This window comes from Megasphaera hominis (genome assembly GCF_014269395.1).
In the GTDB taxonomy this organism is placed as follows: Bacteria; Bacillota; Negativicutes; order Veillonellales; family Megasphaeraceae; genus Megasphaera; species Megasphaera hominis.
Genome location: NZ_JACOGK010000033.1, coordinates 1 through 26,061, shown reverse-complemented (window position 1 = coordinate 26,061; position 26,061 = coordinate 1). Strand labels below are relative to the sequence as shown.

At 52.0% G+C, this 26,061-nt stretch carries 28 protein-coding genes, 1 tRNA gene and 1 other annotated feature; of the genes, 25 read left to right on the top strand and 4 right to left on the bottom strand.

Annotation, left to right across the window (positions count from 1 at the left end):
- Window positions 1–1,606: 1,606 nt before the first annotated feature.
- Window positions 1,607–2,662, top strand: coding sequence for a tyrosine-type recombinase/integrase (locus tag H8J70_RS10280; protein ID WP_222433678.1), 1,056 nt, complete (start codon window positions 1,607–1,609; stop codon window positions 2,660–2,662).
- Window positions 2,663–2,781: 119 nt separating this feature from the next.
- On the opposite strand, the gene H8J70_RS10275 is transcribed toward H8J70_RS10280, so the two are convergent.
- A tRNA-Thr gene (locus H8J70_RS10275) sits at window positions 2,782–2,857 on the bottom strand.
- Window positions 2,858–3,071: 214 nt separating this feature from the next.
- On the opposite strand from H8J70_RS10275, the gene H8J70_RS10270 reads away from it, so the two are divergent.
- Window positions 3,072–3,731, top strand: a complete 660-nt coding sequence (locus H8J70_RS10270; protein WP_186504184.1) for a cupin domain-containing protein — start codon at window positions 3,072–3,074, stop codon at window positions 3,729–3,731.
- A 74-nt stretch (window positions 3,732–3,805) separates the two neighbouring features.
- Window positions 3,806–3,991 carry a ferredoxin gene (locus H8J70_RS10265; RefSeq protein WP_186504183.1) on the top strand — a complete coding sequence of 62 codons (186 nt, stop codon included), beginning with the start codon at window positions 3,806–3,808 and terminating at the stop codon, window positions 3,989–3,991.
- A 180-nt stretch (window positions 3,992–4,171) separates the two neighbouring features.
- Here the strand turns inward: H8J70_RS10265 and H8J70_RS10260 are convergent, their stop codons facing one another.
- Window positions 4,172–5,683, bottom strand: a complete 1,512-nt coding sequence (locus tag H8J70_RS10260) for a dihydrolipoyl dehydrogenase family protein (RefSeq protein ID WP_186504180.1) — start codon at window positions 5,681–5,683, stop codon at window positions 4,172–4,174.
- A 266-nt stretch (window positions 5,684–5,949) separates the two neighbouring features.
- Between H8J70_RS10260 and H8J70_RS10255 the strand changes: the two genes are divergently transcribed.
- The 11 genes from H8J70_RS10255 (at window position 5,950) to rplL (ending at window position 13,758) form a co-directional block, all read left to right on the top strand.
- A complete protein-coding gene (locus tag H8J70_RS10255) occupies window positions 5,950–6,657 on the top strand; it encodes a TerC family protein (RefSeq protein WP_186504178.1) in 708 nt (235 codons plus the stop codon).
- A 134-nt stretch (window positions 6,658–6,791) separates the two neighbouring features.
- Window positions 6,792–8,144 carry an MFS transporter gene (locus tag H8J70_RS10250; protein ID WP_288201472.1) on the top strand — a complete coding sequence of 451 codons (1,353 nt, stop codon included), beginning with the start codon at window positions 6,792–6,794 and terminating at the stop codon, window positions 8,142–8,144.
- A gap of 216 nt (window positions 8,145–8,360) precedes the next feature.
- Window positions 8,361–8,837 (top strand): hypothetical protein, encoded by a 477-nt coding sequence (locus tag H8J70_RS10245; RefSeq protein WP_186504175.1) that lies wholly within the window; start codon window positions 8,361–8,363, stop codon window positions 8,835–8,837.
- An 84-nt stretch (window positions 8,838–8,921) separates the two neighbouring features.
- Entirely contained in the window at window positions 8,922–10,118 is a 1,197-nt protein-coding gene (locus H8J70_RS10240; RefSeq protein WP_288201470.1) for a L,D-transpeptidase, read from the top strand.
- A 211-nt stretch (window positions 10,119–10,329) separates the two neighbouring features.
- The gene (gene rpmG, locus H8J70_RS10235; RefSeq protein ID WP_014015374.1) at window positions 10,330–10,479 is read left to right on the top strand and encodes a 50S ribosomal protein L33; all 150 of its coding nucleotides are present in this window, start codon (window positions 10,330–10,332) and stop codon (window positions 10,477–10,479) included.
- A gap of 46 nt (window positions 10,480–10,525) precedes the next feature.
- On the top strand, window positions 10,526–10,759 hold the full coding sequence (gene secE, locus H8J70_RS10230; RefSeq protein ID WP_186504173.1) for a preprotein translocase subunit SecE: 234 nt from the start codon (window positions 10,526–10,528) through the stop codon (window positions 10,757–10,759).
- Window positions 10,760–10,774: 15 nt separating this feature from the next.
- Entirely contained in the window at window positions 10,775–11,317 is a 543-nt protein-coding gene (gene nusG, locus H8J70_RS10225; RefSeq protein WP_186504171.1) for a transcription termination/antitermination protein NusG, read from the top strand.
- Between the two features lie 88 nt (window positions 11,318–11,405).
- Window positions 11,406–11,831, top strand: a complete 426-nt coding sequence (gene rplK, locus H8J70_RS10220; protein WP_186504169.1) for a 50S ribosomal protein L11 — start codon at window positions 11,406–11,408, stop codon at window positions 11,829–11,831.
- Window positions 11,832–11,894: 63 nt separating this feature from the next.
- A complete protein-coding gene (gene rplA, locus H8J70_RS10215) occupies window positions 11,895–12,611 on the top strand; it encodes a 50S ribosomal protein L1 (RefSeq protein WP_186504160.1) in 717 nt (238 codons plus the stop codon).
- Between the two features lie 169 nt (window positions 12,612–12,780).
- On the top strand, window positions 12,781–13,338 hold the full coding sequence (gene rplJ, locus H8J70_RS10210; RefSeq protein ID WP_374048463.1) for a 50S ribosomal protein L10: 558 nt from the start codon (window positions 12,781–12,783) through the stop codon (window positions 13,336–13,338).
- A 54-nt stretch (window positions 13,339–13,392) separates the two neighbouring features.
- Window positions 13,393–13,758: a 50S ribosomal protein L7/L12 gene (gene rplL / locus H8J70_RS10205; RefSeq protein ID WP_186504158.1), complete on the top strand. Its 366-nt coding sequence runs from the start codon at window positions 13,393–13,395 to the stop codon at window positions 13,756–13,758.
- A gap of 63 nt (window positions 13,759–13,821) precedes the next feature.
- Here rplL and H8J70_RS10200 read toward each other — a convergent pair whose 3' ends face one another.
- Window positions 13,822–14,601: a carbon-nitrogen hydrolase family protein gene (locus H8J70_RS10200; protein ID WP_281386295.1), complete on the bottom strand. Its 780-nt coding sequence runs from the start codon at window positions 14,599–14,601 to the stop codon at window positions 13,822–13,824.
- 214 nt (window positions 14,602–14,815) lie between these two features.
- Between H8J70_RS10200 and H8J70_RS10195 the strand changes: the two genes are divergently transcribed.
- Genes H8J70_RS10195 through H8J70_RS10165 form a run of 8 tightly spaced genes read left to right on the top strand, consistent with a single transcriptional unit; the run spans window position 14,816 to window position 20,846 of the window.
- Window positions 14,816–15,292, top strand: coding sequence for a peptidylprolyl isomerase (locus H8J70_RS10195; RefSeq protein WP_186504154.1), 477 nt, complete (start codon window positions 14,816–14,818; stop codon window positions 15,290–15,292).
- On the top strand, window positions 15,282–15,632 hold the full coding sequence (locus tag H8J70_RS10190) for a GIY-YIG nuclease family protein (protein ID WP_186504187.1): 351 nt from the start codon (window positions 15,282–15,284) through the stop codon (window positions 15,630–15,632). The genes H8J70_RS10195 and H8J70_RS10190 overlap by 11 nt, the downstream gene beginning before the upstream one ends.
- Complete coding sequence (locus H8J70_RS12625) at window positions 15,577–15,936, top strand: hypothetical protein (RefSeq protein WP_246415342.1); 360 nt, start codon at window positions 15,577–15,579, stop codon at window positions 15,934–15,936. Before H8J70_RS10190 ends, H8J70_RS12625 begins: the two co-directional genes overlap by 56 nt.
- A gap of 6 nt (window positions 15,937–15,942) precedes the next feature.
- Entirely contained in the window at window positions 15,943–16,905 is a 963-nt protein-coding gene (locus H8J70_RS10185; RefSeq protein ID WP_246415341.1) for a M48 family metalloprotease, read from the top strand.
- Window positions 16,906–16,964: 59 nt separating this feature from the next.
- On the top strand, window positions 16,965–18,374 hold the full coding sequence (locus tag H8J70_RS10180; protein WP_186504152.1) for an SGNH/GDSL hydrolase family protein: 1,410 nt from the start codon (window positions 16,965–16,967) through the stop codon (window positions 18,372–18,374).
- A 1-nt stretch (window position 18,375) separates the two neighbouring features.
- Complete coding sequence (locus tag H8J70_RS10175; protein WP_222433677.1) at window positions 18,376–19,161, top strand: ABC transporter permease; 786 nt, start codon at window positions 18,376–18,378, stop codon at window positions 19,159–19,161.
- Entirely contained in the window at window positions 19,154–19,876 is a 723-nt protein-coding gene (locus tag H8J70_RS10170; protein ID WP_186504150.1) for an ABC transporter ATP-binding protein, read from the top strand. The genes H8J70_RS10175 and H8J70_RS10170 overlap by 8 nt, the downstream gene beginning before the upstream one ends.
- Window positions 19,866–20,846, top strand: a complete 981-nt coding sequence (locus H8J70_RS10165) for an ABC transporter substrate-binding protein (protein WP_186504141.1) — start codon at window positions 19,866–19,868, stop codon at window positions 20,844–20,846. Before H8J70_RS10170 ends, H8J70_RS10165 begins: the two co-directional genes overlap by 11 nt.
- 83 nt (window positions 20,847–20,929) lie before the next feature.
- On the opposite strand, the gene cysK is transcribed toward H8J70_RS10165, so the two are convergent.
- Window positions 20,930–21,862, bottom strand: coding sequence for a cysteine synthase A (gene cysK / locus H8J70_RS10160; protein WP_186504139.1), 933 nt, complete (start codon window positions 21,860–21,862; stop codon window positions 20,930–20,932).
- Window positions 21,863–22,066: 204 nt separating this feature from the next.
- Window positions 22,067–22,283, bottom strand: a binding site (T-box leader).
- Between the two features lie 227 nt (window positions 22,284–22,510).
- Between cysK and H8J70_RS10155 the strand changes: the two genes are divergently transcribed.
- From H8J70_RS10155 to H8J70_RS10145, 3 genes are read left to right on the top strand one after another with little or no spacing between them, the layout of a single operon-like run.
- Window positions 22,511–23,203 carry an MBL fold metallo-hydrolase gene (locus tag H8J70_RS10155; RefSeq protein ID WP_186504137.1) on the top strand — a complete coding sequence of 231 codons (693 nt, stop codon included), beginning with the start codon at window positions 22,511–22,513 and terminating at the stop codon, window positions 23,201–23,203.
- A gap of 53 nt (window positions 23,204–23,256) precedes the next feature.
- A complete protein-coding gene (locus H8J70_RS10150) occupies window positions 23,257–24,531 on the top strand; it encodes a DUF445 domain-containing protein (RefSeq protein WP_186504135.1) in 1,275 nt (424 codons plus the stop codon).
- 1 nt (window position 24,532) lies between these two features.
- Window positions 24,533–25,816 carry a DUF445 domain-containing protein gene (locus H8J70_RS10145; RefSeq protein ID WP_186504133.1) on the top strand — a complete coding sequence of 428 codons (1,284 nt, stop codon included), beginning with the start codon at window positions 24,533–24,535 and terminating at the stop codon, window positions 25,814–25,816.
- Window positions 25,817–26,061: the final 245 nt, after the last annotated feature.

The window sequence follows — 26,061 nt, the reverse complement described above, 5'->3', positions numbered from 1 at the left end:
ATTAGAGAAATTAGACAATTTAGATCAGACTCGAATTTATCTAATTTCTCCCGTTTCGTTATGATGATTATCTCATATCTTGGCAGGTGGGAGTATCCATGGTTTTATTTTACGCTTACGATATAACTAAGACCAACTAAGACATAAAGACAAAAAGAATAAGCATCATAATAAGACATAACTAAGACATACTATATATATAATATTTAATTCCTTGATATTAATTATATATTAATTAAGAGTACTTACTATAATCACTATAAGAATTAACAGAAATAACTAACACTACAAGAATAATAATTAAGAATACCTAAGAATACTAACTATAACTAACTATACCTAGAGATAACTATATTCTTCTTATTGTTCTTATTCTCCTTCTCCTGATTGTTATTGTTCTGTTATCCTTATTCTCTTTCTCCTTGTGTCTTTTCATCTTACTTCTATAGACAACAAACACAATGAACCATACACCAGCATAAGACTAGTATTATCATGGGTACTTGTCTTCTCTATAGTGTATGGTCCTTTTTTGTCTTCTCCTATATCCTTGTTGTCTTCCTTATCCTGATGATGTCTTTTATCCGGCATTATTTCATCAATAGCACTGGAGCCTTGACCGCATCACAAGAACAACAGAAGACAACACCTGATGATGATTCTCCTTGTGATGATGATGTCTTATTATTCTTGTGTCTTCTCCTGCACAAGCAAGACCACAAAGACAATCAACATAACTGGATGCTAGCCGACCGCATCAGAAGCAGTAGAAGACTAGTGATGATTCTCTTTATCTTGTGTCTCTTTCGCTTTATGTATCGTGTGTCTTCTCCTGCACCTGCTAGAAATAACTGCACCATGAAGCAATACTAATAAAGACAACCAGAACCAACATAGACACCAGCAGTAATAGCAGTGTCAACGTTGATATAGAAGCATCTGCATAGAAGCATCTGCATAGAAGCACTTGCAAGATAACTATAGACAACAAGAACCGACTAACCATAAAGGAACATGACATTCATTCATTATGAGTGTTGCTGTTCCTTTTTTTCGTATACAGAAACATGATGATTCTCTTTCTTCTTATTCTCCTTCTTTTGTTCTGTTTCTCCTGTATGTCTTCCCTTAGGTATGTTTATTGTGTGTGTCTCACCGCATCATAACAAAAGCCTTAGAACGTCAAATATGAAGACATAACTATAGTACTTGATGCTATAGCAGCACCAGCAGCACCAGAACTCTACATATACATAGACACAAAGACAACATGCATGGTTATTATTATTCTTCTTATTATTCCGTTAGAGCTATTGTCTTGTATCCTTTGTGTCTTCTTATTCTTATTGTCTTTCTTTTTATTTCCTTGACAACATGGTATAGTAAATATATGGATTTCAACGTTGTGTTGTCAAGTGAATGTCGAATCCTTGAAAGGAGTTTGTTCTGAACCACAATGACAACAACCATGATAAACCACCAGACAACACAAACAACAACAATACCATTACCAACGTATGAACCATATTCGCATACTGTACCACAACAACTAACACTAAGCCCAGAACAGTTAGCACAGAGAACAGCAGAATTACTGGCAGAAACTATGGCAACTACAATACAACAGCAACAGCAACAGCAATGGGAAGACAGTCACATTCTTGTCAATGACTATATGTCTGAATGGCTTGAAGCAAAGCACGATATAGACATAACCCAGAAGACCTATGAGAACTATGAAGGACGATTCAGAAACCATATCAAGCCCTTTTTTGAAGGCCTTATGCTTACTGATGTCTCCTATCAGAACGTGTCTGCATTTGTGAAACACCTGAAGACAAAAGGTGTAGCAGACAGTATGATTCATGATGTTATCAGAGTATTAGCTATTGCCCTGAATGATGCGGTACAAGTGCGGAACCTAATCTCTAAGAATCCTTGTGATGGCGTTCCTCTTCCTAAAATCAAGCAAACGAAGAGAAGACCAGCAGTAACAGATATGGAAGTCTTGAAGCTACTTGAAGTGAGTAAGCATCATCACTACTGGATAGCAATTCCGATTCTGTTAGCAACTGGCATGAGAAAAGGCGAGTTACTAGCCCTTACATGGGATGATGTCTTTCAAGATGAAGCGACAAAACGTTGGTATATCCGCATCAATAAGAAAGTATCTGCAACTAAAGGTGTTCACACTGTAGAATACTTTACGAAGACACCAGAAGGAACACGAGATGTTGCTGTTCCTGATAGTCTTGTTGCCCAGATGTTTCGGTACAAGCAGGAGACACAACACAACAAAAGAACCTATGTCATAGCCCAGAGAAAAAATGACAAGATGGAACACTCAAGAAACTTTAATCGTACCTTTGATGAATGGAAGCGTAAAGCAGGTATCAAGCGAGACATTAGCCCGCATTCCTTTAGACATTCATTCGCTACAATCCTTGTGTCTAATAATGTGTCTACAGAAGCAATTAAGAGACAAGGGGGATGGCGTGATGATAAAATGCCTAACTACTATGCTGATGAAGCACAAACAGGAGCCTTGAAAGACTTGTGTGCTGATGTCATGGAAGGACACTTTAAGAAATTGTTTTCTATGATTGATGATGATGATTCACCTTGTGCTGATTCTTGTTCTTCTATTTGTGTCTCAATATAGAGTGTCTAACCTGTACCTATTAGTAGTGATATGCAATGTTTGTCTTACTGAATAGACATACCGCTAATATGCATAAAAAAAGAGCCTCACCGCATTACACGATGAAGCCCTTCAACCCTTGGAGCCACTAATAGGATTTGAACCTACGACCCTCTCATTACGAATGAGATGCTCTGCCAGCTGAGCTATAGTGGCACGAAAAGTACTCTGTTAGTATAGCAAGATTGCCTGTGCTTGTCAATAAAAAAAGAAAAGAAATTTTGATCAATTGCAAAGAAATAAAATCAAAAAGTCAAAAATTAATTTTCCTAACCGTTACTTTTACAACATACAAGGCGGTCAGGGCAGACTATAATCAAAGCATAAAGAAGAACGAACGGGCCGCAAGGCCCGGAAAGGCGTGAGGATCATGAAAGGTAAAAGTGGCGTTGTATTTTCCCTGACAACTGAAAATGCGGCTGTACCGGGGTGCACCGTATCGAATGCCCTCTGGGAAAGCCGGGCAGGCAGTTTGATCTGTTTTTCTCTGGGTGCGGATACGGATATCAGTGCCGAAACGAGTCCCTTTCCCCGGCTGCTGTACGTCGACACAGGCTGTATGACCGTCTTTACGACGGCCGGAGACGAATGGCACGTCAAGACAGGCCAGGCCCTGCTCGTACCGGCAGATGTACCGGCAGGCATGAAAGCCGTTGAGGATACTGTATATTTGGAAATCGCCCAAAAGGAGGATACACATATGAATAAAGTGATAAAAGCTGGTAACGTTTTTAAATTGGCCGATCTCGTTCCCTATCAGGACGGCCGTATTGTCAACATGGACGTCGTCAACAACGACCACTTGAAACTGGCCATCATGAGCTTTGCTGACGGCACGGGCCTTTCGGAACATGCTGCACCGGGTGAAGCCCTGGTCCTGGCCCTGGAAGGCAAAGGCATCATCGGTTATGAAGGCCAGGATCATCCCATTCAGGCTGGCGAAACCTTTAAATTCGATAAACTGGGCCGCCATTCCGTCAAAGCCGACGGGCCGTTCAAAATGGCCCTCTTCTTGACACTGGATGCCTGAGGGTTTATTACTATATGCAAGGTACCGGATTTCCGGTGACCATAAATATGTTGCTTTGAAAGGAGCGATTTATTATGAAATTCAAAGTTAATGATAGCTGTATCTCTTGCGGTATGTGCGCTGCTTCCTGTCCGGAAGTGTTCCACATGACAGACGCTGGCGTAGCAGAAGCCATTCCTGATGACGTAGCACCGGAATTGGAAGCTTCGGCACAGGATGCCATGAACAACTGTCCGGCTGGCGCTATTGAAGAAGCCTAAGGCCTAAGCACATAGGAAGTCCCGCCCTGGCAGACACGGCACGACAGCCGCCCTGCCCGGGCGGGACTTTTGCTTTTTCTGAGCCTCTCATTACGAATGAAAGGCTCAGCTGGTACGTTACATAAAAAGAAGAGGACGGCTGCCAAAGCAGGGGGCCTCTTCTTTTTTTAGCGTGTAGGGCTATTTTTTCTCGAAATAATACCGCGTCCACATGGTCACTTCCGAAAGGGACGGATGGGGCGTCATGGTTTCGCCAATCGTATAGACCGAGCGCGGGTCCAGTGTCCGAGTCAAAGGCTTTTGCCGCAAGGCACGGGCTGTCGGCGACGCGATTTCCTCATGGAGCGGCGTAATCGTATGGGTGCCGCAGGAAAGGAGGTTGATGAAGGGCTGGATGAGGATCGAGGCTTCCGGTCCGACGATGTGGGCGCCCAGGACGTGACGCGTCTTGCCGTCGACGACGAGCTTGATGAAGCCGTCGTCAGAGGCACCGGGTTCAAAGCCCAGGGCATAGCCCTTGACGGCTGTCGAGTAGTGATTGACTGCCGTTTCCGTCGTATAGCCCGCCTTTTGGGCCTGGATTTCCGTCAGGCCTACGTGGGCCGCTTCGGGGTACGTATAGGTCACGGCCGGTACCGTATCGTATTGGGCCCAGCGCCACTGGTCCGGAGCCATGCCGGAGAAGAGATTATGGGCAATGATTTCCGCTTCATAATTGGCCTTGTGGCGGAACGGTGCCAGGCCGTTTACATCGCCTAAGGCCCAGATTCCGTCAGCCGTCGTTTCGAGAAATTCATTGGTCATAATATAGCCGCGCTGGTCGGTCTGTACGTCTGTATTTTCCAGGTGCAGCAGCTCGGTCATGGGCTTGATGCCAGGGGCAACGAGAATTTCTTCGGCCCGTACTTCAGCAGAAAGGCCGTCTTCGCGGCTATGAATGGTCAGTACCTTTTCGTTGCCCTCCATACGGACGGAAATGGTGTCCTGGTTCAGGCGTACGTCTATGCCGCGGTTTTGGAACTGGCGCAGCATAAAGGCGGAAATATCGCCGTCTTCCTTGGGCAGGAGGCGTACGTTGTGCTGGACGATCGTCACGTGTGTACCCGCCGCGTTGAAGACGTGGGCAAATTCGCAGCCAATGGGGCCGCCGCCGATGATGATCAGGCTCTTGTACGGTGCCTCCGGATAGGCCTTGCCAAAGAAAGTTTCGGACGTGACGTAGCCGCATTCGGCAAGACCCGGCAGGTCGGGAATATGCGTGCGGCCGCCTGTGCCGATGATAATCCGGTCGCCTGTGAGGACGGTCGTCGTGCCGTCGTCGAGGCTGATGGTTACTTCCTTTTTACCGGAAAAGGACGCCGTACCGTGATACGTATCCATCGTCGGGAAGCGGTCGTAGTACCCGCGGATGGCTTCACTTTCATTGACCTTTTTCCAGAGCCGTTCCGACAGGAGCTTCCAGTCGAGGGTCACGTTTTCAGCGTTGACGCCAATGCGGCGGGCTTCACGGATTTCGCAAATGGCGTTCGCTGCCGTAACCAGCATCTTAGTCGGAATACAGCCGCGGTTCAGGCACGTGCCGCCAAAGCGCCCGCGTTCGATGAGGGCAACCGTTTTATTTTCACGCAACGCAGCGTCGGCGACGATATTAGCGGCGCCGGTGCCAATGATGATGACATCATAATGTTTCATGGGGATTCCTCCTTTGTAGGCGGATATACTAAGAAATTTTGTTTCCCCATCTATTGACAGGGAAATCCTTGCTTTGCTATAATTTTAATATACTTTCATATAGTAGTAAAGGGAGTAACCTTTCGGCTATCATCAACATACATGTCCTGTTTCGGGGCTGGTGATAGCGTTGTGATGACACAATAGGTGAGACTTTCGCAAGATATACCATCCTGCGAAAGTCTCTTTTTTTAACTAATTTCTACATAAAAGAAAAGAGGACACTCATGGAAATGACATTTTTATCTTGGGAATTTTTTGCAGCCTTAGGCTCGATCATCATCCTGGACCTGGTGCTGGCCGGCGATAATGCCGTGGTCATCGCCATGGCTGCCAATACGCTGCCGGCACAGCTGCGCAAAAAGGCCATTCTTATCGGTACGGCCGGTGCCGTCGTCGTCCGCCTGCTCATGACCCTGGCCGCCGTATGGCTCTTGACCATCCCCTTCCTGCAGGCCCTGGGCGGTCTCATTCTCCTGCCCATTGCCGTAAAGCTCCTGGCGCCGGCCCAGACGGACGAAGCTGTACATGTAAAAGAAGCTAACAGCCTCATGGGCGCCGTCAAGACCATCCTCGTAGCCGATGCCGCTATGGGTATCGATAACGTCCTGGCTATTGCCGGTGCTGCCGGCGGCCACTTCCTCCTCGTCGCCATGGGCCTCGTCATCAGCATTCCCATCGTCGTCGGTGGCAGCCAGATCATCGGCAAGGTCCTGGACCGTTTCCCCATCCTGCTCTATGCCGGTGCCGGCATTCTCGGCTGGACGAGCGGCTCTATGGTCGTTCATGACGCTATTGCCGGTGCTTATTTGCAGTCTCTCACAGGCAGTGCCATTGCCTACATCCTGCCGGCTCTCGGCGCCGCTGCAGTCTGCCTCATTGGCTGGTACCGCAGCCACCGCGGCCCCAAAACGGCACCGCAGGTTGTCAAATAATCGAAGTTTCACCATGTCTTGGACGGTCCCCGGGGAGGGGACCGTTTTTTTCCTTTTCACGGGCCTTATTTCCGGGTATAATGAGAGAAAGTCTTATAATAGTTTTGCCCTTATTTGAGAGAGAGGTCCTTTTTGTGTCCAGGTCTTTGCCCTATAAAATATTGGGAATTGTCATGCTCTCGTCGTTCCTGACGCCTTTTACGAGCAGTTCCCTCACCTTGTCCTTGCCCGACATGGGCCGGGAATTCAGCGCCAGTGCCAGTACCCTGGGCTGGGTCCTGGAGATTTTCCTCCTGGCCTCGGTGGTCTTCCTCCTGCCGGTCGGCAAAATGGCCGACCGCATAGGGAAACGCAAGATCTTTCTCTGGGGCACCGTGCTCTTTGCCCTGTCTTCCGTCTGTGCCTTTTTTGCTACGTCCATGGCCTGGCTTTTGGCTGCGCGCCTGTTGCAGGGATTGGCGGCGGCCATGATTTACGCGACCAACATGGCCATCCTGGTCCTCGTCTTCCCTTTGGAAAAGCGGGGCATGGCTATGGGCTGGAACGTCTCTATGGTCTACGTAGGCCTCTCCCTGGGGCCTGTACTGGGCGGCTTTTTCAACTATTATTTCGGCTGGCGCAGCATCTTTTTGTTCATCATCGTCTGCAGTGTCCTGTGCAGCCTGGCTATCCTGAAATTCCTGAAAGAAGAATGGCTTGTCGAAGGGGCCAAGGGCGGCGATGGCCTGGGCGCCCTGGGTTATGGGCTGGCCATGGTCCTCGTCATGTACGGCCTTTCGGAGCTGCTGCAGCAGTCCTGGGCCTGGTGCGCTCTCGCCGGAGGCCTCATTCTGTTTGCGATTTTCCTGCGCCATGAAACCCGCTGCGAGCAGCCCGTTTTGCCTGTAGCCCTGCTTTGGCACAACCGCATGTTTACCTTATCCAACCTGGCGGCCATGCTCAACTACAGTGCGACCTTCGCCATCAGCTTTCTCCTTTCCATGTATCTGCAGTCTGTCCTGGGCCTGAGCTCCCGCGATGCGGGCCTGCTGCTCCTCGTGCAGCCGGTCATTCAGGCGATCCTTTCGCCTAAAACAGGCTCCCTTTCCGACCGCTATCCGGCAACGACGCTCAGCTCGGCCGGCATGGCCATCATCGCCTGCGGTCTCCTGGGCCTGGCCTTTACCGTACGGGCCCGGCTGTTCTGGCCCCTCGTGCCGATCCTCATGCTCATCGGCTTTGGCTTTGCCCTCTTTACGGCACCGAACAACAATGCCATCATGAGCTCTGTAGAAAAACGCTACTACAGCATGGCGTCTTCCTTATTGAGCACCATGCGGCTCATTGGCCAAATCCTGAGCGTAGCCATCGTGACACTGCTCATGTCCCTGCACTGGGACTATCTGCCGGCGTCTGCTATGCTCGTGCGCAATATTGAAATCGCCTTCTTCGTCTTTACGGCCCTCTGTCTGGCCGGCATGGTACCGTCTCTGAGCCGCCGCAAATGAAGGCTGTGCGTTGCTCTGGCCCGGCCTTTGTGATACAATAAGCGGTACAGCTTTATAGAGCTGCCCGGCCAAAGAGAAGGGGAGAAGCAGTGCCTTTCATTTGCCGGGACGAGAATAGAGTCTGACTTCAAACGGCCGGACGCTGAGCCCTGTACTGCCAAAGACCCTTGCGGTAAGGGAGCTGTGACAGAGACGGAAGAGAAGGAGTCTGATAGTGTGTTTGCGTTACTAAAGAATAAAATGGCTGTCTTGCTTTTGGGCGCAGCCTGTATGGTGTCCTCTGTAGCTTCGGCACAGATTGCCAATGACCGCATTGCCATTGGCGGTGTCGGACCGGGCTGTACGCCAGCCTACGTAGAAGGTGTCTACGGCGAGCCGACCAGCAAAACCGAAGGCTCCAATGGGGACCAGACGTATTTGGAATACAACTATAATAATGGCTTTCTCGTCGGCTTTGATACAAACGGCAGCCAGGCCGTAGCCGCTACGTGCACGACGGACAACCTGACTACGCCCGACCACGTAGCTGTAGGCATGGAAGCCAGCGTCTTATCCCGTGTATACGGGACGGCCGATCATATTTATAATTTTAACGATAAATCTTTGTACGTATACGATGGCACAGGTGGCGAACAGCTGGCCTTTGATGTGCAGAATTTTTACATCGTCAGCATCAGTGCCCGCATTAACTGACGGGTAACGACCTGTACCTGTGCGGCAAAGAATCGGTGTATAGCCGCCCTTAGGTATAGAGCGGCAGAAACAGGAGGTACTATAGTGTTTAAACAGATGGCAGTCACACTCTGCACCCTTTTGTCCCTGGCCGGAACGACGGCCTGGGCAGCCGGTACGACGGCACCGGAAGAAACGACCCTGCGGACGGTGCCGACGTCATTTGCCGATACAGCGGCAAGCCAGGCCGCAGCCAGCGCGCTGGTCCAGGTCAAAGCACCGGCCAAGAGTGACACGGCAACGGCACCGGTCGTAACGATTACGCCGGCTGCGTCTGCGCCGGCAGATACGCAGTCTGCGGCACCGAAAAAAGCCGATGAAAAAAAGATTATGCTCAATCTGGCCAGCCGCATCCTGACCCTCTACCAGGGTAATACGAAAATTACCATGTATCCCGTCGGTGTCGGCAAAGCGTCTACGCCCTCGCCGACCGGTACCTATTCGATTACCGATAAAGAAGTAAATCCCACGTGGATCGACCCCGATACGGGCACACAGGTTCCATCCGGTCCTGCTTGTCCCCTGGGCTACCGCTGGCTCGGCCTCTTTGGCAACTACGGCATTCACGGCACGAACGCGCCCAGCTCCATTGGCGGCTACGTCTCCCACGGCTGCATCCGCATGCACGAAGCCGATGTCGAAGACCTGTACAACCGCGTCAGCATCGGCACGCCGGTCATTATCTACTATGACCGCATCGTCATCGACCGCGACCCGGACCACACCATTTCCTATTATATTTACCCCGATGGCTATGGACGCCAGCCCCTGACGGCAGAGCAGGTCAAACAGGCCCTGGCCGGCTACGGAGTAGAAGACTTTGAAGAATACGGCGACATCTACAATAAGATCGCTGCCTCCGACGGCCAGCCGACGTATGTAGCCAAGGCCTACGACCTCTACGTCAACGGACAGAAACTGGCGAAACGGGCACTTGGCAAGGGCGGCAGCGTCTGGTTGCCGGTCTTCACCCTGGCTTCGGCTATGCACACGCAGACGAGCTGGAACGGCGATACGCAGATGGTAACGACAGCCTACGGCACAGCGCCGGGCGTCGTACACAGCGACGTCGTCTATATCGATAGTGAAGACGCGTATATCCTGTACCGCCTGCAAGGGCGCCTCACAGGCAATCTGGTCTATACGCTGCAGTCCGTAGCACCGGCTGCCGGCACGACGGCCGGTACGTCCCTCGACGAAGACACAGCCGGCAGCCTCGCAAAAGCAGCGCCGTCCGTATAAAAGCGCCGGAAAGGCTGATCACGTGGTCAGCCTTTCTTGACAGGCACGACAATCCTATGCTATAATTTGAAAAGTTAGGTGTGCAAGGTTCACCTAGCTTTTTTAAGTTAGCATGTTTTTATCTTGACTTAGTCTGCTGGGTATGATACATTAGGTAAGCAGTCCTGACTAGAGAGCAGGCTTTTACTACGATTTGAGAGAGGTGTAAGGAATGCGTACAGCTATTACATTGGCATGCACAGAATGCAAACAGCGTAACTACCGGACAAACAAAAACAAAAAGAACAATCCGGATCGTTTGGAACTGAAGAAATATTGCCCGTTCTGCAAAAAAGAAACATTACACAAAGAAACGAAATAAGTTTGAAATAAGATGTGCTTAATCTTATTTGAATGTGAGAGGTTATATGGCAGCTACAGCATCAAAGAAAGCACAAAAGAATAAGAAAAAGGATGCGAACGGCAAATTTCTCCGCGGTGTTAAGGCAGAATTAAAAAAGGTCATCTGGCCGACGAAAAAAGAATTGATTAACTATACCGTTATGGTTATTGTTGCCACCATTGTCGTCATGGCGATTATTGCTTTGTCTGACGGTGTATTTTCTCAACTGTTCCGGTTACTCCGAAGCATTGTCGGATAGGGGGCCCGCGCATAGATGGAAACTGATAAGAAATGGTATGTTATCCATACGTATTCTGGTTATGAAAATAAAGTAATGGCTAACCTGGAACGGAAGGTCAAATCCATGGGACTGGAAAACGAAATCAATCGTATCCTCGTACCGATGGAAGACGAAGTGGATGTGAAGGATGGCAAGAAACGTACGGTAAAACGTAAAGTGTTTCCCGGCTATGTCCTCGTAGAAATGGAAGTCAATGACCGTTCCTGGTACGTCGTCCGTAACACTCCTGGCGTCACGGGATTTGTCGGCTCGGCGACGAAGCCGGTTCCGCTGCAGCCAGAAGAAGTGAAACGCATTCTGAAGTCGCAGGGAATTGCTGAAAGCGAACCGAAAGTACATCTTTCTGTTGAAGTAGGTGAACAGGTTCGTATTACGTCTGGACCTTTTGAAAACTTCATTGCCGTCATTACGGAAATCAATGAAGAAAAAGGCACCCTGAAAGGCCTGATCGACATGTTCGGTCGGGAAACAGCGGTAGAAGTCGACTATTCTCAAATCGAGAAGAGTCTGGAATAAATACTTCTAAATGCGGCACATGCCGCGAGTGGGAGATTCTTATGAATCGTTTGACCACATCTTGTAGTGTAAGGAGGTGTAACTCACCATGGCAAAAAAAGTAACAAGAATGGTAAAACTCCAGTGCGAAGCTGGTAAAGCAACTCCGGCGCCTCCGATTGGCCCTGCATTAGGCCAGGCTGGTGTCAACATCATGGCTTTCGTAAAGGAATTCAACGAACGTACAGCTAAACAGGCTGGCTACATTATTCCTGTTGAAATTACCGTTTATGAAGACCGTTCTTTCACGTTCATCACGAAGACGCCGCCGGCAGCTGTACTGTTGAAGAAAGCAGCAGGCCTCGACAAAGCTTCGGGCGAACCGAACAAGAAAAAAGTAGCAAAACTGGGCCGCGATAAAGTCCGCGAAATCGCGGAAACTAAAATGCCGGACCTCAACGCCAACGACGTTGAAGCAGCAATGAAGATGGTTGAAGGTACTGCCCGCAGCATGGGCATCGAAATCGTCGACTAATCTTGATTTCGGCTCGTGGAAGGGGTATTCCCCGCTAATCACCACAAAGGAGGAAACACTTAGATGGCAAAATTTGGTAAGAAATACGCAGAAGCCGCTAAACTGTTCGATAAACATCAGCAGTATGACGTAGCAGAAGCAATCGACATCTTGAAAAAGATGGATATAGCTAAATTTGACGAAACCGTTGAATTGGCTGTAAATCTGAACGTAGATCCGAAATATGCTGATCAGCAGGTTCGTGGCGCTTTGGTTCTGCCACACGGCATCGGCAAATCGAAAACCGTCCTCGTCTTCGCACAGGGCGATAAAGAAAAAGAAGCTCAGGCAGCTGGCGCTGATTTCGTTGGCGCTGATGATCTCATTGAAAAGATCAAAGGTGGCTGGCTTGAATTTGACGTAGCTATTGCTACACCGGACATGATGGGTAAAGTTGGCCGCCTTGGTAAAATCCTTGGTCCTAAAGGCCTCATGCCTAACCCGAAAGTCGGCACTGTAACAATGGACGTTACCAGAGCTATCAACGAAAGTAAAGCAGGTAAGGTAGAATATCGTACGGACAAAGCCGGCAATATTCATTCCCCTATCGGCAAGAAATCGTTTGATGCAGATAAATTGGTTGAAAACCTGACAACCCTCGTTGATACGTTGGTTAAGGTTAAACCGTCGGGCGCTAAAGGCCAGTACATCAAATCCATTACGGTAAGTACGACCATGGGCCCTGGCATCCACATCAACCAGTACAGCATCAAAGGTGCTGTAAAAGCTGAAACAAAATAATATCTCTCTTAGCTGTAGACTGAAGGTATGTATAATGGGCGCAAGCCCGCCATCTGAGGCTTAGAAACTAGCAGATATCTAAACTTGACTAGTTCGGCCTCATGTGAAATGAGGCCGTTTTTTACGCTAAGACGATATAAATCCCACTTTAAGGAGGTGTATCGAAACAATGTCTATGCCGCAAAACAAAACGATTTCCCCGGCTAAAATTGCCGTCGTAAACGAAATGAAAGAAAAACTGCAGTCTGCACAGGGTGCTGTACTCGTAGGTTTTACTGGCCTTTCCGTTGCTGACGTTACAAAACTGCGCCGTAAATTCCGTGAAGGTAATGTAGAATACAAGGTTATCAAAAACACCTTGACCCGCATTGCTGCAAACGAAGTTGGTTATGAAGGCTTGAGCGAATTCCTCGAAGGTCCGACCGCTTTGGCATACTCCACAGAAGATGCTGTAGCTCCGGCTAAGATCCTCAAAGAATTCATCAAAGAAACCAAAACAGAAGCACTGACCGTTAAAGTTGGTATCTGTGATGGTCAAGTTATTGACGCTGCTGGCGTTGAAGCTCTGGCAAACCTGCCGAGCCGCGAAGAACTGCTCGCCAAATTGGTTGGCAGCATGCAGGCCCCTATTTCCGGTCTGGTCAACGTATTGCAGGGCAATATCCGCAACATGGTTTATGTGCTTGATGCTGTACGCGCTAAAAAAGCTGAACAGGAAAGTGCATAATATAAACTAAAAACAAACACTCTTACTAATAAGAAACCATTGGAGGAACAAAAAATGACTAAAGAAGAAATCATGCAAGCCATTGAAGAAATGACCGTTCTCGAACTGTCTGAACTCGTAAAAGCTATGGAAGACAAATTCGGCGTATCCGCTGCTGCTCCGGTTGCTGTTGCCGCTGCTGCTGCTCCGGCTGCTGCTGCTGAAGAAAAATCCGAATTCGACGTAATCCTCACCAGCGCTGGCGACAAGAAAATCGGCGTAATCAAAGTTGTCCGCGAAGTAACGGGTCTCGGCCTGAAAGAAGCTAAAGCCCTCGTTGATGGCGCTCCTGCTCCTGTTAAAGAAGGCGTTGCTAAAGCTGACGCTGAAGCTCTCAAAGCTAAACTCGAAGAAGCTGGCGCTTCCGTTGAATTGAAATAATTTCAATTTACGTACAAACAAAAAGCTGTGCAAAAATGTGAATTCATTTTTGCACAGCTTTTTTTATTCGTACATTTCCGGCCGGCGCAGCTTCAGGAAGGGCCGTTCGGCCTTGGCCTTGCGGGCCAGGGACAGGTCGAGGTCACACGTCAGGAGCTGTTCCGTAGCGTCGCCCTTGACGAGCACCTCACCCCACGGGTCGATAACCAGTGACTCGCCGGCAAAGTCCATGCCGCCTTCCTTGCCTACGCGGTTGCACATGGCCACAAAGGTCTGGTTCTGGTAGGCCTGGACGCGCATTTCCCATTCGAACATTTCCAGGGGTTCAGCCTTCGTATTGGCCGTCGGCACGATGACCAGATCGGCACCCTTAGCGGCACAGGTGCGGATACTTTCGGGCAAGTGCCGGTCAAAGCAGATGACGATGCCGACGCGGCCAAAGGGCGTGGAAAAGACCTGAAAGCCCTCGTCTGACGGCGTATAATAGTCGCACTCGTAAAACTGCTCAGCCTGGAAAATATGCACCATTTTGGCCATTCCCTGGAGCTCACCGGCCGGCGTCAGGAAGAGATTTGTATCGTAAGCCTGGCCGCCTTGGTCCAAATAGAGATTAGGTGAAAGGTAGAGGTGGTGTTCCCGGCACTTCTGCTTAAATCGGTCGATACAGGCAGCGTCAGGCCGGAATAAGTAGGCTGAGGCATCCTGCTTTTCATACTGGGCAAAGAACGGTGACAGCTGTACTTCCGGGAAAAAGAGGAGGTCACAGCCGGCGGCGGCATCGCAAAAAGCCAGCGATTTTTCCAGATTTTTCTCTACGTCTTTAGACATAGACATTTGCGCCATTCCTAACTTCAAAATATGCACATCCCTTCGGCAAAAAAAGATCGGCAGCCCCTTGGCCGCAAATCCTGATGATATCAGTATATATTGGAAAGTATAGCATGGTTACGCCTTTTTGTCCCGCTTTTTTGAAAAAATCTGCCTTGTCATCTCTACTGTTCTAAGGTATAGTAATACTAGTAAGTAATTTATATTATCATTTGAAGGAGACATAATCATGGCAGAAAATAAAGTATATGCAGTATTTAAAACGAACAACGGTGACTTCACGGTAGAATTATTCCCGGACAAAGCACCGATTACGGTAGAAAATTTCCGCAAGCTCGCTGAAAGCAACTTCTACGACGGCACCATTTTCCACCGCATCATTGGCGACTTCATGATTCAGGGCGGCGATCCCCAGGGCACAGGCTTTGGCGGCTCCGACGAAATGATCCCTGACGAATTCGGTCCGGGCCTCGATTTCAACGAACCGGGCGTCCTGGCCATGGCCAACGCCGGCCCGAATACAGGCAGCTCCCAGTTCTTCGTCACTGTCGTACCGACACCGTGGCTCCAGAACCATCATTCCATTTTCGGCAAAGTCGTCGAAAACTATGATGTCGTCGAAAAAATCAGCCACGTCAAGACAGACTTCCGCGATAAACCTTTAGAAGATGTCGTAGTAGAAACGATTCAAATTGTTGAAAAATAAGGCAGAAGCCTATTATACGTATGTCGTACGTTGCGCCGATGGCTCTTATTATACGGGCTGGACGCGCGACGTAGACCAGCGTGTAGCTGCACACAACAGCGGCCGTGGCGCCAAGTATACGCGTTCCCGCCAGCCTGTTGTCCTGGTTTGGAGCCAGGCCTTTACGTCCAAGCACGCCGCTATGCACTGGGAATGGCAGATCAAGCAATGGCCCCGTGCAAAAAAGGCAGACCTCGTCTGCCGGCAGCTCCTGTTGCCTGACTGCGCGAAAGGAGAGGGACAGGGTGAAACAATGGAAGAAATGGATACTGACAGCACTCGTCGGCACGTCTCTGGTTAGCGCTCCTATCGGTCTGGCCCAAGCAGCGTCGACGACGGAAACAATTCTGTACGGCGTAGCCGCAGCGGCACTCATTAAGCAGCAGCTCAGCAAAATGGACCGCGACGGCCAGCCGCAAATGCTGGCCCAGGTCAAGGACAAGACCGGCGTCAGCGGTGACTTATATTCCCAGCAGCGGCTGGAACGCATTACGGACCGTCTCGTCCAGACGGGCATGATCAAGCGCGATTACGACGTCTACGCCAATCCCAGCCAGGAGCTCAACGCCTTTGAAACCATTGGCGGCGTCATCTCCGTCAACTAGGGCATGATGAACGTCCTCGATGACGACGAGCTGGCCTTTACGCTCTGCCATGAAATGCAGCACGGCGAGCACCATCACGCCATTAACGGCGTCATGAAGAGCATCGGCGTCTCCCTGGCAGTAGACCTGGCCTTTGGCGGCAACGCGGACGTCCTCGATGTCCTCTTAGGCGGTATTGCCGTCAACTACATCGATAACGAGCTGATTACCATGGATCAGGAAAAACAGGCCGATGCCGATGGCTTCAACGTCCTCAAGAATACGAGCTTCAATGTCGGCGGCGCGCCATCTTCTATGCAGCTGGTCTATGAAAAATACGGCGACCTCTACCGCGAAGGCTTTGGCCGCGTCCTCAGCCCGAACAACCATCCGCAAATGAGCAGCCGTATTGAAAAGCTCGGCCAGCGTATGACCCGCTGGTCCGGCAACCACGTCCAGGTCGGCGGTGACACGGTTTACGTCAACGCCCTGCCGGTCCTGCGTCCGGCTCCGTCCGGTGCCTACTCGTCACGGCGCCGGGCCTTCCTCGTAGCAGGCAATCTGGCCCGCGTTACCCACAACGTCTACGGTGAAGCGGAAAACGACAAAAAAGTCGTCACAACGCCGCTTACGAGCCGTAACACAGCGTCTGCAGACAAGGCTGCGGGTACGGTCAAAACCGTTTCTGAAGGCACGGCGGCAGCTAGCAAGCTGGCAGCGGCCAACGTCTGGAATATCCAGCAAAATGGAGCGGACCTCTCCGTCAATGGCCAGCGCATTATGACCCTGGCCGGCGCTGACGACGGCACGAAAATCCGTACGGATTTACAGCACGCCCTGACAGCCAAGCCCAAGATGCTGTCGGCAAAAGAAATCCGCAAGCTCGACAATACGTGGAAGAAGCAGTATGGCTTCGAAGCCACACAAAAGAAGGAAAAAGCAAAGGCCGAAAGTGACAAAGGAAAGGTTGTCGCACCGGCCAAAGCATAGTATAATAAGAACGATAAACATTATCAAAAGCGCAGTGCGGACATTGGGGGGTGAAGCAGATGCGGAATAAGAGTGTCTTAGTATTATCAGTGTTATTGGCCTTGACCGTCGCCACGGGGATGTCCGGCGCCAGGATGCGGCAAAGCACGCATGGCAGGTATGTCGTGGCGCCGCCCTTGGAGCAGGCACAGAAAATCTATGTCTCGTCAGCGGCGCAGCCGTCGGCCAACCAGCCCGTAGCCTGGCTGCACTATACAGAAGACGAACCCGCTTCGATTCACCCGGTTCTGCGCTGGTCCCGCGTCGATGGGGCCGTCATGTACGACGTTCAGGTCCTGGAACGGCACGAGCCCGATACAGCAGGGCAGGAGGCCTATTACGAACCCATCGTCGATACGCAGCGGGCCTATACGAACGGCATCGAGCTGGCCCTGCCCGATATGTTTACAGGCGATGTCTTTTATTACCGCGTGTGCGGCCTCGATCTGGATGGCAATCCCGTCAGTGACTATTCGGACCTGGAACGGGTTCCCATTGACCGCATGGGCTATTTTGTAGAAAAACCGACCCCCTTATCGGCCTACAACGAAGGCAACGGCACGGTCCTCTTATATCCTGTATACGACTGGCTCGCCGTACCGGGTGCCGCGTCGTACGAGCTGGAAATTCTCGACGGGCCGCCGGAAAATCCCAATGGTATATCGCCGTCAGAGCACCGCATCGATGTCTATCATCCCCAATATGCCCAGCAATACGACCAAAAGGCGCGCTATGGGCCGCATCCCTTTTATTGGCGCGTCCGGGCCCTCGACAGTGCCGGCAATCCTGTCGGCGTCTATTCCGACGCCCAGCCCTTTGTGACCAATCCCGATGCCGATTACGAAGTAGCCACGTATGGCGACAGTATCAGCCATGGCGGCGGCAGCGTTTCCTACTCGCCTACGGACTGGGACTTCAGCTATCAGCACTACCTCGATTTCCCGTCGGTCAATTTGGCCGAAAGCGGCAATACGAGTACTATGACGCGGGAACGCTTTGAAAAGGACGTCCTGCCCTTCCATCCGCGTTACCTCATCATCCTCATGGGCTCTAACAGCCTGCGCAACGGCGAAGGCGCGTCCATCGTCATGAAGGACATGGAAGCGGTCCGCCAAAAATGCTTAGAAAACGGCATCCGTCCCGTTTTCCTGACGGTGCCGCCAGTCAACCCGGCCAATATCAAAAAGAGCTTCGACAGTGAAACGGCTGACGACTGGCAGTTCCAGTTCGGCCGCGTCAATGCCTACGTCCGCTCGCACGTCCATATCGACATTACGCCGGGCATGTACGACGAAAAAGGCGAGCTCCGTACGGAACTGGCCCTGGACGGGCTCCATCTCGACCCGGCAGGCAAGCAGCTCATGGCTGCAGCCATCAACGAAGCCTGGCCGGAAATTACATCCTTGCCGGATAGTGCCTGGGAGGAGTAACGTGAGCAAAAAAAGTCTTATTTCTGTACTGACAACGGCCCTGCCGATTCTGGCCCTGCCCTTGCTACTCCTGCTGCTGTGGGAGCTGGGCGCACGCTGGCACTGGTGGGGCTCTTATATTCTGCCGGCGCCGGAACGGGTCCTTTCGACGTGGTGGCACCTGGCCGTATCGGGCCAGTTGGCACGGCACGTCGGTGCCAGCCTGCTCCGCGTGCTCATTGGCTTTCTCATCGCCGCCGGCCTGGCCCTGCCGGCTGGCATTTTCCTGGGCCTTCACCACAAAGCCTACGTGTACAGCCATTCCGTCCTGGAATTCCTGCGCAACGTACCGCCTCTGGCCCTCTTGCCCATCCTGATCCTTTGGTTTGGTATTGATGAGACGAGTAAGATCATCATCGTCGTCTTGGCGACCTTTTTCCCCATCTTCCTCAATACCCTGGCCGGCATGGCCCAACCGGACCCACAACTAATCGAGATGGGGCGCGTATACGGCCTGTCGCCGTGGGCCGTCTTTTGGCACATCCGCCTGCCCCAGGCTCTGCCGTCCATCTATACGGGCCTGCGCATCGGCCTGGGCTACAGCTGGCGTTCCCTCATTGGTGCCGAAATGATCGCCGCCGCAGCGGGCCTGGGCTACCTCATCCTCGATGGGGAAGAAATGGCCCGTCCCGACGTCGTCCTGGCGGGCATCCTCACCTTGGGTGTCCTGGGCATTCTCGCCGACGCCCTCATGGCCTGGGCCGGACGGTGCCTGCTTTGGACAGAAAGGAGGAACCGCCGTGCCTGACATTACCGTAAGCCATTTGAGTCATACCTATCACTTGCCCGATGGGACAGTCGTACAGGCCCTATCTGACCTGAACGCCCATTTCCCGGCCGGCTCCTTTTCCGTCGTCGTCGGCCCCAGCGGCTGCGGCAAAACGACACTCCTGCGCCTCCTGGCCGGTCTCGAAACGGCCACAGGCGGACAAATCGATTTTGGCGGTCCCCGGCCCCGGACGGGCGTCATGTTCCAAGCACCGCGCCTCTTGCCCTGGCTGACCGTAGAAGAGAATGTCCGCATCTGGCAGTATGGCATGGGCGGTTCCACGGCGTTGGCCGCCCAGTATCTACACCTTTTTGGTCTGGATTCCTTCCGCAAGGCCTATCCCGACCAGCTCTCCGGCGGCATGGCCCAGCGCGTAGCCCTTGTACGGACCTTAGCGTGCCAGCCACAGCTGCTGCTCCTGGACGAACCCTTTGCAGCCCTCGATTATTTCACGCGGGAAAAGCTTCAGGACGAGCTCACGGAGCAGTATGTCCGCCAGCCCTTAACCATTATCTTTATTACTCACGATCTGGACGAAGCCCTGCGCCTGGGCGAACGGATCCTGGTCCTGCGCCGGGGCCGGCAAAGCGGCCTTCTGACCCGTTCCGAGCCCTATCCGCGCCAGGCTCTGGCCGATCGGACGAGAGAAAAACAAACTATCTTACAATTATTGGAGGAACCCCATGAAACGTAGCACAAAAGCAATCTTTGTAGGCCTGGCTTCGCTCATCATGGCCGTCGCCCTGGCTGGCTGCGGCTCATCCCAGCCGGCTCAGGATACGGCTAAGAAGCCCGAAGCCATTCATATGACATACGTCAAATCGCCCCTCAATATTCCTTCCATCGTAGAAAAGAAGGACCACGTCTTTGAAGATGCCTTTAAGCCTGAAGGCATTGCCATCGACTATTCCGATTTGGACGCCGGTCCGAAGCAAACGGAAGCCATGGCGGCCGGCAAAATCGATATTTGCCACGCCTTAGGCGGTACCAGTGCCATCCTGGCCAAGGCCAACGGCGTTGACCTGACCATCGTCGGTATTTACAGCCGCGCGCCCCAGGCCTTTATGATTATGACCAAGGATCCGTCCATCCAGTCCGTGAAAGACCTGAAAGGGAAGAAGGTCGCCGGTCCGAAGGGAACCATCCTGCACCAGCTGCTCCTGGCAGCACTGGCCCGGGAAGGCATGTCGCCTGACGACGTAGACTTCGTCTCCATGGGCATTCCCCAGGCGTCGGCAGCCCTCTCTGGCGGCAGCGTCGATGCGGCGCTCCTGGCCGGTCCGGCCACGCTGAAGATGAAAGCCGACGGCGGCCGCGTCCTCACGACCGGTGAAGGCCTCCTCGATGCGACGATCGTCATTGCCATGCGCACGGACTTCATCAACCAGTATCCTGACGTAGCGAAGAAATTCATGGCCACCCACGCCCGCGTCGTCAAGGATTATGCCGAAAATCCCCAGCAGGACTACGCTGCCGCTGCCGAAGCGACGGGCCTGACTATCGATCAGGTAGAAGCCATGGCCGGCTGGTATGATTTCGACCCGGCTATCCGCGAAGAAGACATTGCCGACCTGGAACAGACCCAGGACTTCCTCATCCAGACAGGCATGCTGGAAAAGGACAAGAAAATCGACATTTCGTCTATGTGTAAGCCTCTCATCTAATAGGAAAGCCCTAGGGGCATAGAAAAAACCTGCCAGCATCAGCCGGCAGGTTTTTTCAGTGTGTCCTAGTGAAAGAGAGCCACTTATTTAATGAAGTTCGGTGTTGTCAAATAGCGGTCGCCGTTATCGGGCAGGAAGACGACGATGGTCTTGCCGGCATTTTCCGGACGCTGTGCCAGCTGGACGCCGGCGTAGAGGGCAGCACCACCGGAAATACCGATGAGCAGGCCTTCCGCGTGGGAGAACGACTGGGCCGTATCGTAGGCCTGATCCGTCGTGACCGTGAAGATTTCATTGTAGATCTTCGTATCCAGCGTTTCCGGTACGAAGTTAGCGCCAATGCCCTGAATCTTGTGCGGGCCTGCGTGGCCTTCCGAAAGGAGAGGAGAATCAGCCGGTTCGACAGCGACGATCTGCACGTCCGGATTCTTTTCCTTCAAATACTGGCCAACGCCTGTGAGCGTACCGCCTGTGCCAACGCCGGCAATGAAGATGTCTACCTTGCCGTCTGCGTCTTCATAGATTTCCGGGCCGGTCGTAGCCTTGTGGATAGCCGGATTGACCGGGTTAGTAAACTGGCCGGGAATAAAGGAATTCGGAATTTCCTTCAAGAGCTCGTTGGCCTTGTCAATCGTGCCCTGCATGCCCTTTTTGCCTTCTGTCAGGACGATTTCACCGCCGTAGGCAGCAATGAGATTGCGCCGTTCGACAGACATGGTTTCCGGCATGGTGAAGATGGCGCGGTAGCCCTTGGCAGCAGCGACAGCCGCCAGGCCGATGCCCGTATTGCCGCTCGTCGGTTCAATGATGACCGAGCCTTCTTTCAAGATCCCCTTAGCTTCGGCATCTTCAATCATAGCCTTGGCAATGCGGTCCTTAGCCGAACCGGCAGGATTGAACATTTCCAATTTAACCAGCAGCTTAGCCGGTACAGAAGCCTTCTTGTTAAACCGTTCCGGCTGCAAAAGCGGCGTATGACCAACTAATTCCAGTGCACTCGTATAAATTTTACCCATAATCAAATCTCTCCTTCGATGTTTTCAAAATAAAATGTAGTCAGTACTAAAATCATTTCTAAAAGCGGTATAACCGGCAACATCGAAAGCCTGACCGATATCTTTCTGTATTCACTATAAAAACCCCCTCATAGGTACGTTCCATTGACCGTGCGCAAAATACATGGTATCACTATTCGGGCACGCAAAAAAACCGCCCATCTCCTCAGAGACGGCGGACCGCGGTTCCACTCTGGTTGCAATACAATGGTATTGCCCCTCTAGGCCGGTAACGGCGGCAGCCGGAATAAGATACTCATGTTCCCTCATTCTGCTCGCAAAGGCATTCGCTGTACTTCTTACCGGGGCAGGCTTGCAGCCGATGGCCTGCGTTCTCTGACGGCAGTGCAATACAGGTACTTGATTTGCTCATGGCATGTGTCAATTTTTACAATTATAGTACACTTTTCAATCTGTCTTGTCAAGGCATTTTACGGAAAAAATACTAAAAAGGTAACTTTTTTGTAAGAGCCCGTCCGGCTTATATGATATATATGGGAGCCGCTCCTAATATGTGGTATAATATACAAATACGATATGATAAAAAGGACAGGTCTGTCTGCGTCTGTGCAGGCCCGGCCGGTCCCAAGGATAAAGGAGGCTGACGCGATGACCTTACATGTAACCTATTTAGGCCACAGCGGCTTTACAGTAGAAACGGATACGAAAGTGCTGGTCTTTGATTACTATCAGGACGACCAGCAGGTAGTACGGTCCTATGCCCAAGGGAACAAGCCCTTTTGGTTCTTCGTGACCCATTGGCACAACGACCACTTCAACCGGCACATTGCCGATTTTGCCCAGCAGACCGAAGCGTATATCATCAACAAGGATGTACCCTTCCGCCAGGCAGAGCAGGACAAACTGCACACCCTGGACGTGTACGATACGATCCACGTAGGTGAAACGATTATTACGCAGTTCGGCTCGACCGACGAAGGCGGTTCTTTCCTCGTCAAGACCGATGGCGTCAGTATCTTCCACGCCGGCGACCTGAACTGGTGGCACTGGGAAGGCGACACTGCGGAAAACAACGAAAACGCCAAGCGTATGTACGCGGCAGAGCTGGAAAAATTAGACGGCCTCACCGTGGACGTAGCCTTTTTCCCCGTCGATGCCCGTCTGGACTATGCCCGTGAATGGGGCGTTACGGCCTTCCTGAAGCACGTCAAGGTCACGCAGTGCCTCGTGCCCATGCACTACTTTGGCGCGCCGTGGACGCCGTCCCGGGCCTTTACGGACCAGTATCCTCAGCAGCACCTGTGGATTCCCATCCATAGCGGCGACAGCACGAACGTATAAGAACTGCCCGCTCTCGTAGCGGGTCCGGCCCTGGCCGGAGAAGGAGGAAAAGAATGACTCAACCAGAAACAGCATCGCCTGTAAGACGCAGCCATATCGCCGGGTATATCCTGGTCATCGCTGCCTTGCTGCTGCTGCTTTCCTATCCCGTCCGTGATCTCTTTTGGGGCGGGCTGATCATGCATTTATCCGGCGCGGCCCTCATCGGCGGCCTGGCCGACTGGTACGCCGTAACGGCCCTGTTCCGCAAGCCCCTGGGTATTTCGTTCAAGACAGCCCTCATTCCCAACAGTAAAGAACGGATCGCCGAAACGGCGCGGCACATGATCGAAAGCGAAATTCTCACGGTGCCCAATATGTACAACGTCCTCAAGCACCATCCCGTCCTCGAAGCGGGCCTCAGCTACTTGCACACGGACGAAGGCTTCCAGTCAGCCGAACGCATTTTGGGCCACATTATGAATACCTTCCTGTATACCCTCGATATGCAGGCGCTCGTACGGGCCTTTTCGACGATGGGCGAAGAAGCCATCGAAAAGATCCGTATTGCTCCCATGATGGGCAAGGCCCTCAAGACCGGCCTTGTCGGTGAAGCCGGCAACGACTTCCTCGATTTCAGCATCTTTACCCTCGAATCGATGGTCAAGAGCGAAACGGCCAAGCGCTACATCGCCGATATTTACCGTGAATCCATGCGCCAGTATGAACACCGCAACTTCGTCTATGCCCTGATCATCAAGGCCGCCCTGGCCAGCGACATGTTCAGCCCCGAACGGGTAGCGGGCAACCTGCAGGACAAATTCCTGCACCTCCTGGCCGAAGCGAAAAAGCCCGACTCGGAAGAACGCCGCAAGGCCATGCAGTTCATTTGGCAGCAGGCGGAAAAGCTGGAAATGAACACAGCCTGGCAGGACCGGGTAGAGCAGTACAAAATGCGCCTCTTCCGCTACATCGTCGCCCGTCCGGATATGAAGGAAGCGTGGCAGCGCTACGTCCAGAATCCGGACCGGCAGAACCGCGTGTGCCGCGCCGCTGCGACGTACGCCATCGAACGCCTGGAAGGCTTTAAGGGCAGCGATCTCCAGGTAGAGCAGATGAACCGCTTCGTCCTGGCCATGGCAGCCCGCGAATTAAAACGGCTCCAGAACTGGTTCGGCGCTACAGCCGAAAAGGAAATCCTCAAATACGACGGCCAGGAACTGGCCGATCAGCTCGAAAGCCGCGTTTGGTACGACTTGCAAATGATCCGCGTCAACGGCTCCCTCGTCGGTGCCGTCCTGGGCGCCTGCATTTATTTGGCCATGAATGGCTTGAAGGGAGGCTGGTAACATGACCTATCGTCAACGGGCAAACAGTATACTGGCCTTATCGTTCGTCTGCTTCCTGGCCGTCTTTATCTGGTGGCTCCATCAGGACCAGCTGACCTTCTGGGGCAACCTCCTTTTCTTCGTCCTCCAATCGGCCTTCATCGGCAGCATTGCCGACTGGTTCGCCGTAACGGCCCTCTTTGATAAACCCCTGGGCTTCCCGTACCACACGGAATTGGTCTACAACCACCGCACGCAGATCATCGACGGCATGACCAACGTCGTATCGGAAAAGCTTCTCCAGCCCGGCATGTGGCGGGACAAGCTCTACCAGGTCTCCTTCGTAGACCGCTTCAACAGCTGGATTGAAAAGCCCGAAGGCCGGGAAAAATTCCGGGCCCTCCTCTACGAAGTAGCCCAGCAGGTCTATAACTACGGCCGCCAGGGCAAAACCCAGCAGATGATCGTCGAACATATCCGTACGTACCTCAAACGGCAGCCCCTCCTGAGCTTCCTCCAGGACCGCATCATTACCATGCTGGAAGACCCGGACAGCCGCATGCTGAGCGATATTATCGGCCTCGTCAAGGAAGGCGTGCGCAGCAAGGAATTTGAACACATCCTCACCCAGGCCATTGCCGAATGGATGACCGAATCGAAAACGGCGCCCCATCTCATCGTGACGCTCAATAAATTCACCGGCATGGTCGACACGGACAAGATTGCCAAAGACGTACAAAAAGGTCTCCTGGTCTGGCTTGAACGGTGGGAACACGCCGGCGGCAAAGAACGGCAGTGGCTGTGCCAGAAGCTGGAGCTGCAAATGTACGCCATGAACGGCCAGCTCACCTATACCGTACAGAGCTGGCAGGACCAGTTCATCGACTCCCTGCCCCTGGAAATGTGGCTTACGGCGACGCAGCGCTCTGTCCAGACCTACTTCACGACCGGTGTAGAAGGCAAGGAAAAGCTGCAAAACATCATGGAAGAACAGTTTACCCATTACCTCGACTACTGCAACCAGTACCCGGAAATGAAGGGCTGGATTGACGACCAGATCCGCAAGGGCTGTGAAGTCATTCTGGAACACGAACACGCCCTCATCGGCGTAGCTGTACGGGAAGTCCTTTCGGGCTTCGACAAGAAGAAGTTCAACGAATTCCTGGAAAGCAAGGTCGGCGAAGACCTGGCCTGGATCCGCATTAACGGCGCCATCGTCGGCGGTACCATCGGCTTTTTGGTCTACTCCCTCCTTTACGGCTATGACTACCTCGTGGGCCCTGTCATCCGCCAGCTCTTCATGTAAACAGCATAAACGAAAAGGGGCTGTGAAATAACACAGACCCAAATAACAAAGGAGGTCCACCGACTCTTTCGAGTCAGCGGACCTCCTTTTGTGGTAAAATTTACATAACCAATGAAAAATTCAACCACTAATTATTCTAAACCAAAACAGGCAATTTTGCCACTATATATTTCAGATTTTCTGGATATTTGCGATCCGGTGTTGGTTTTCAACAGATTCATGGAGGGAATCAACTTGGAGAAGTA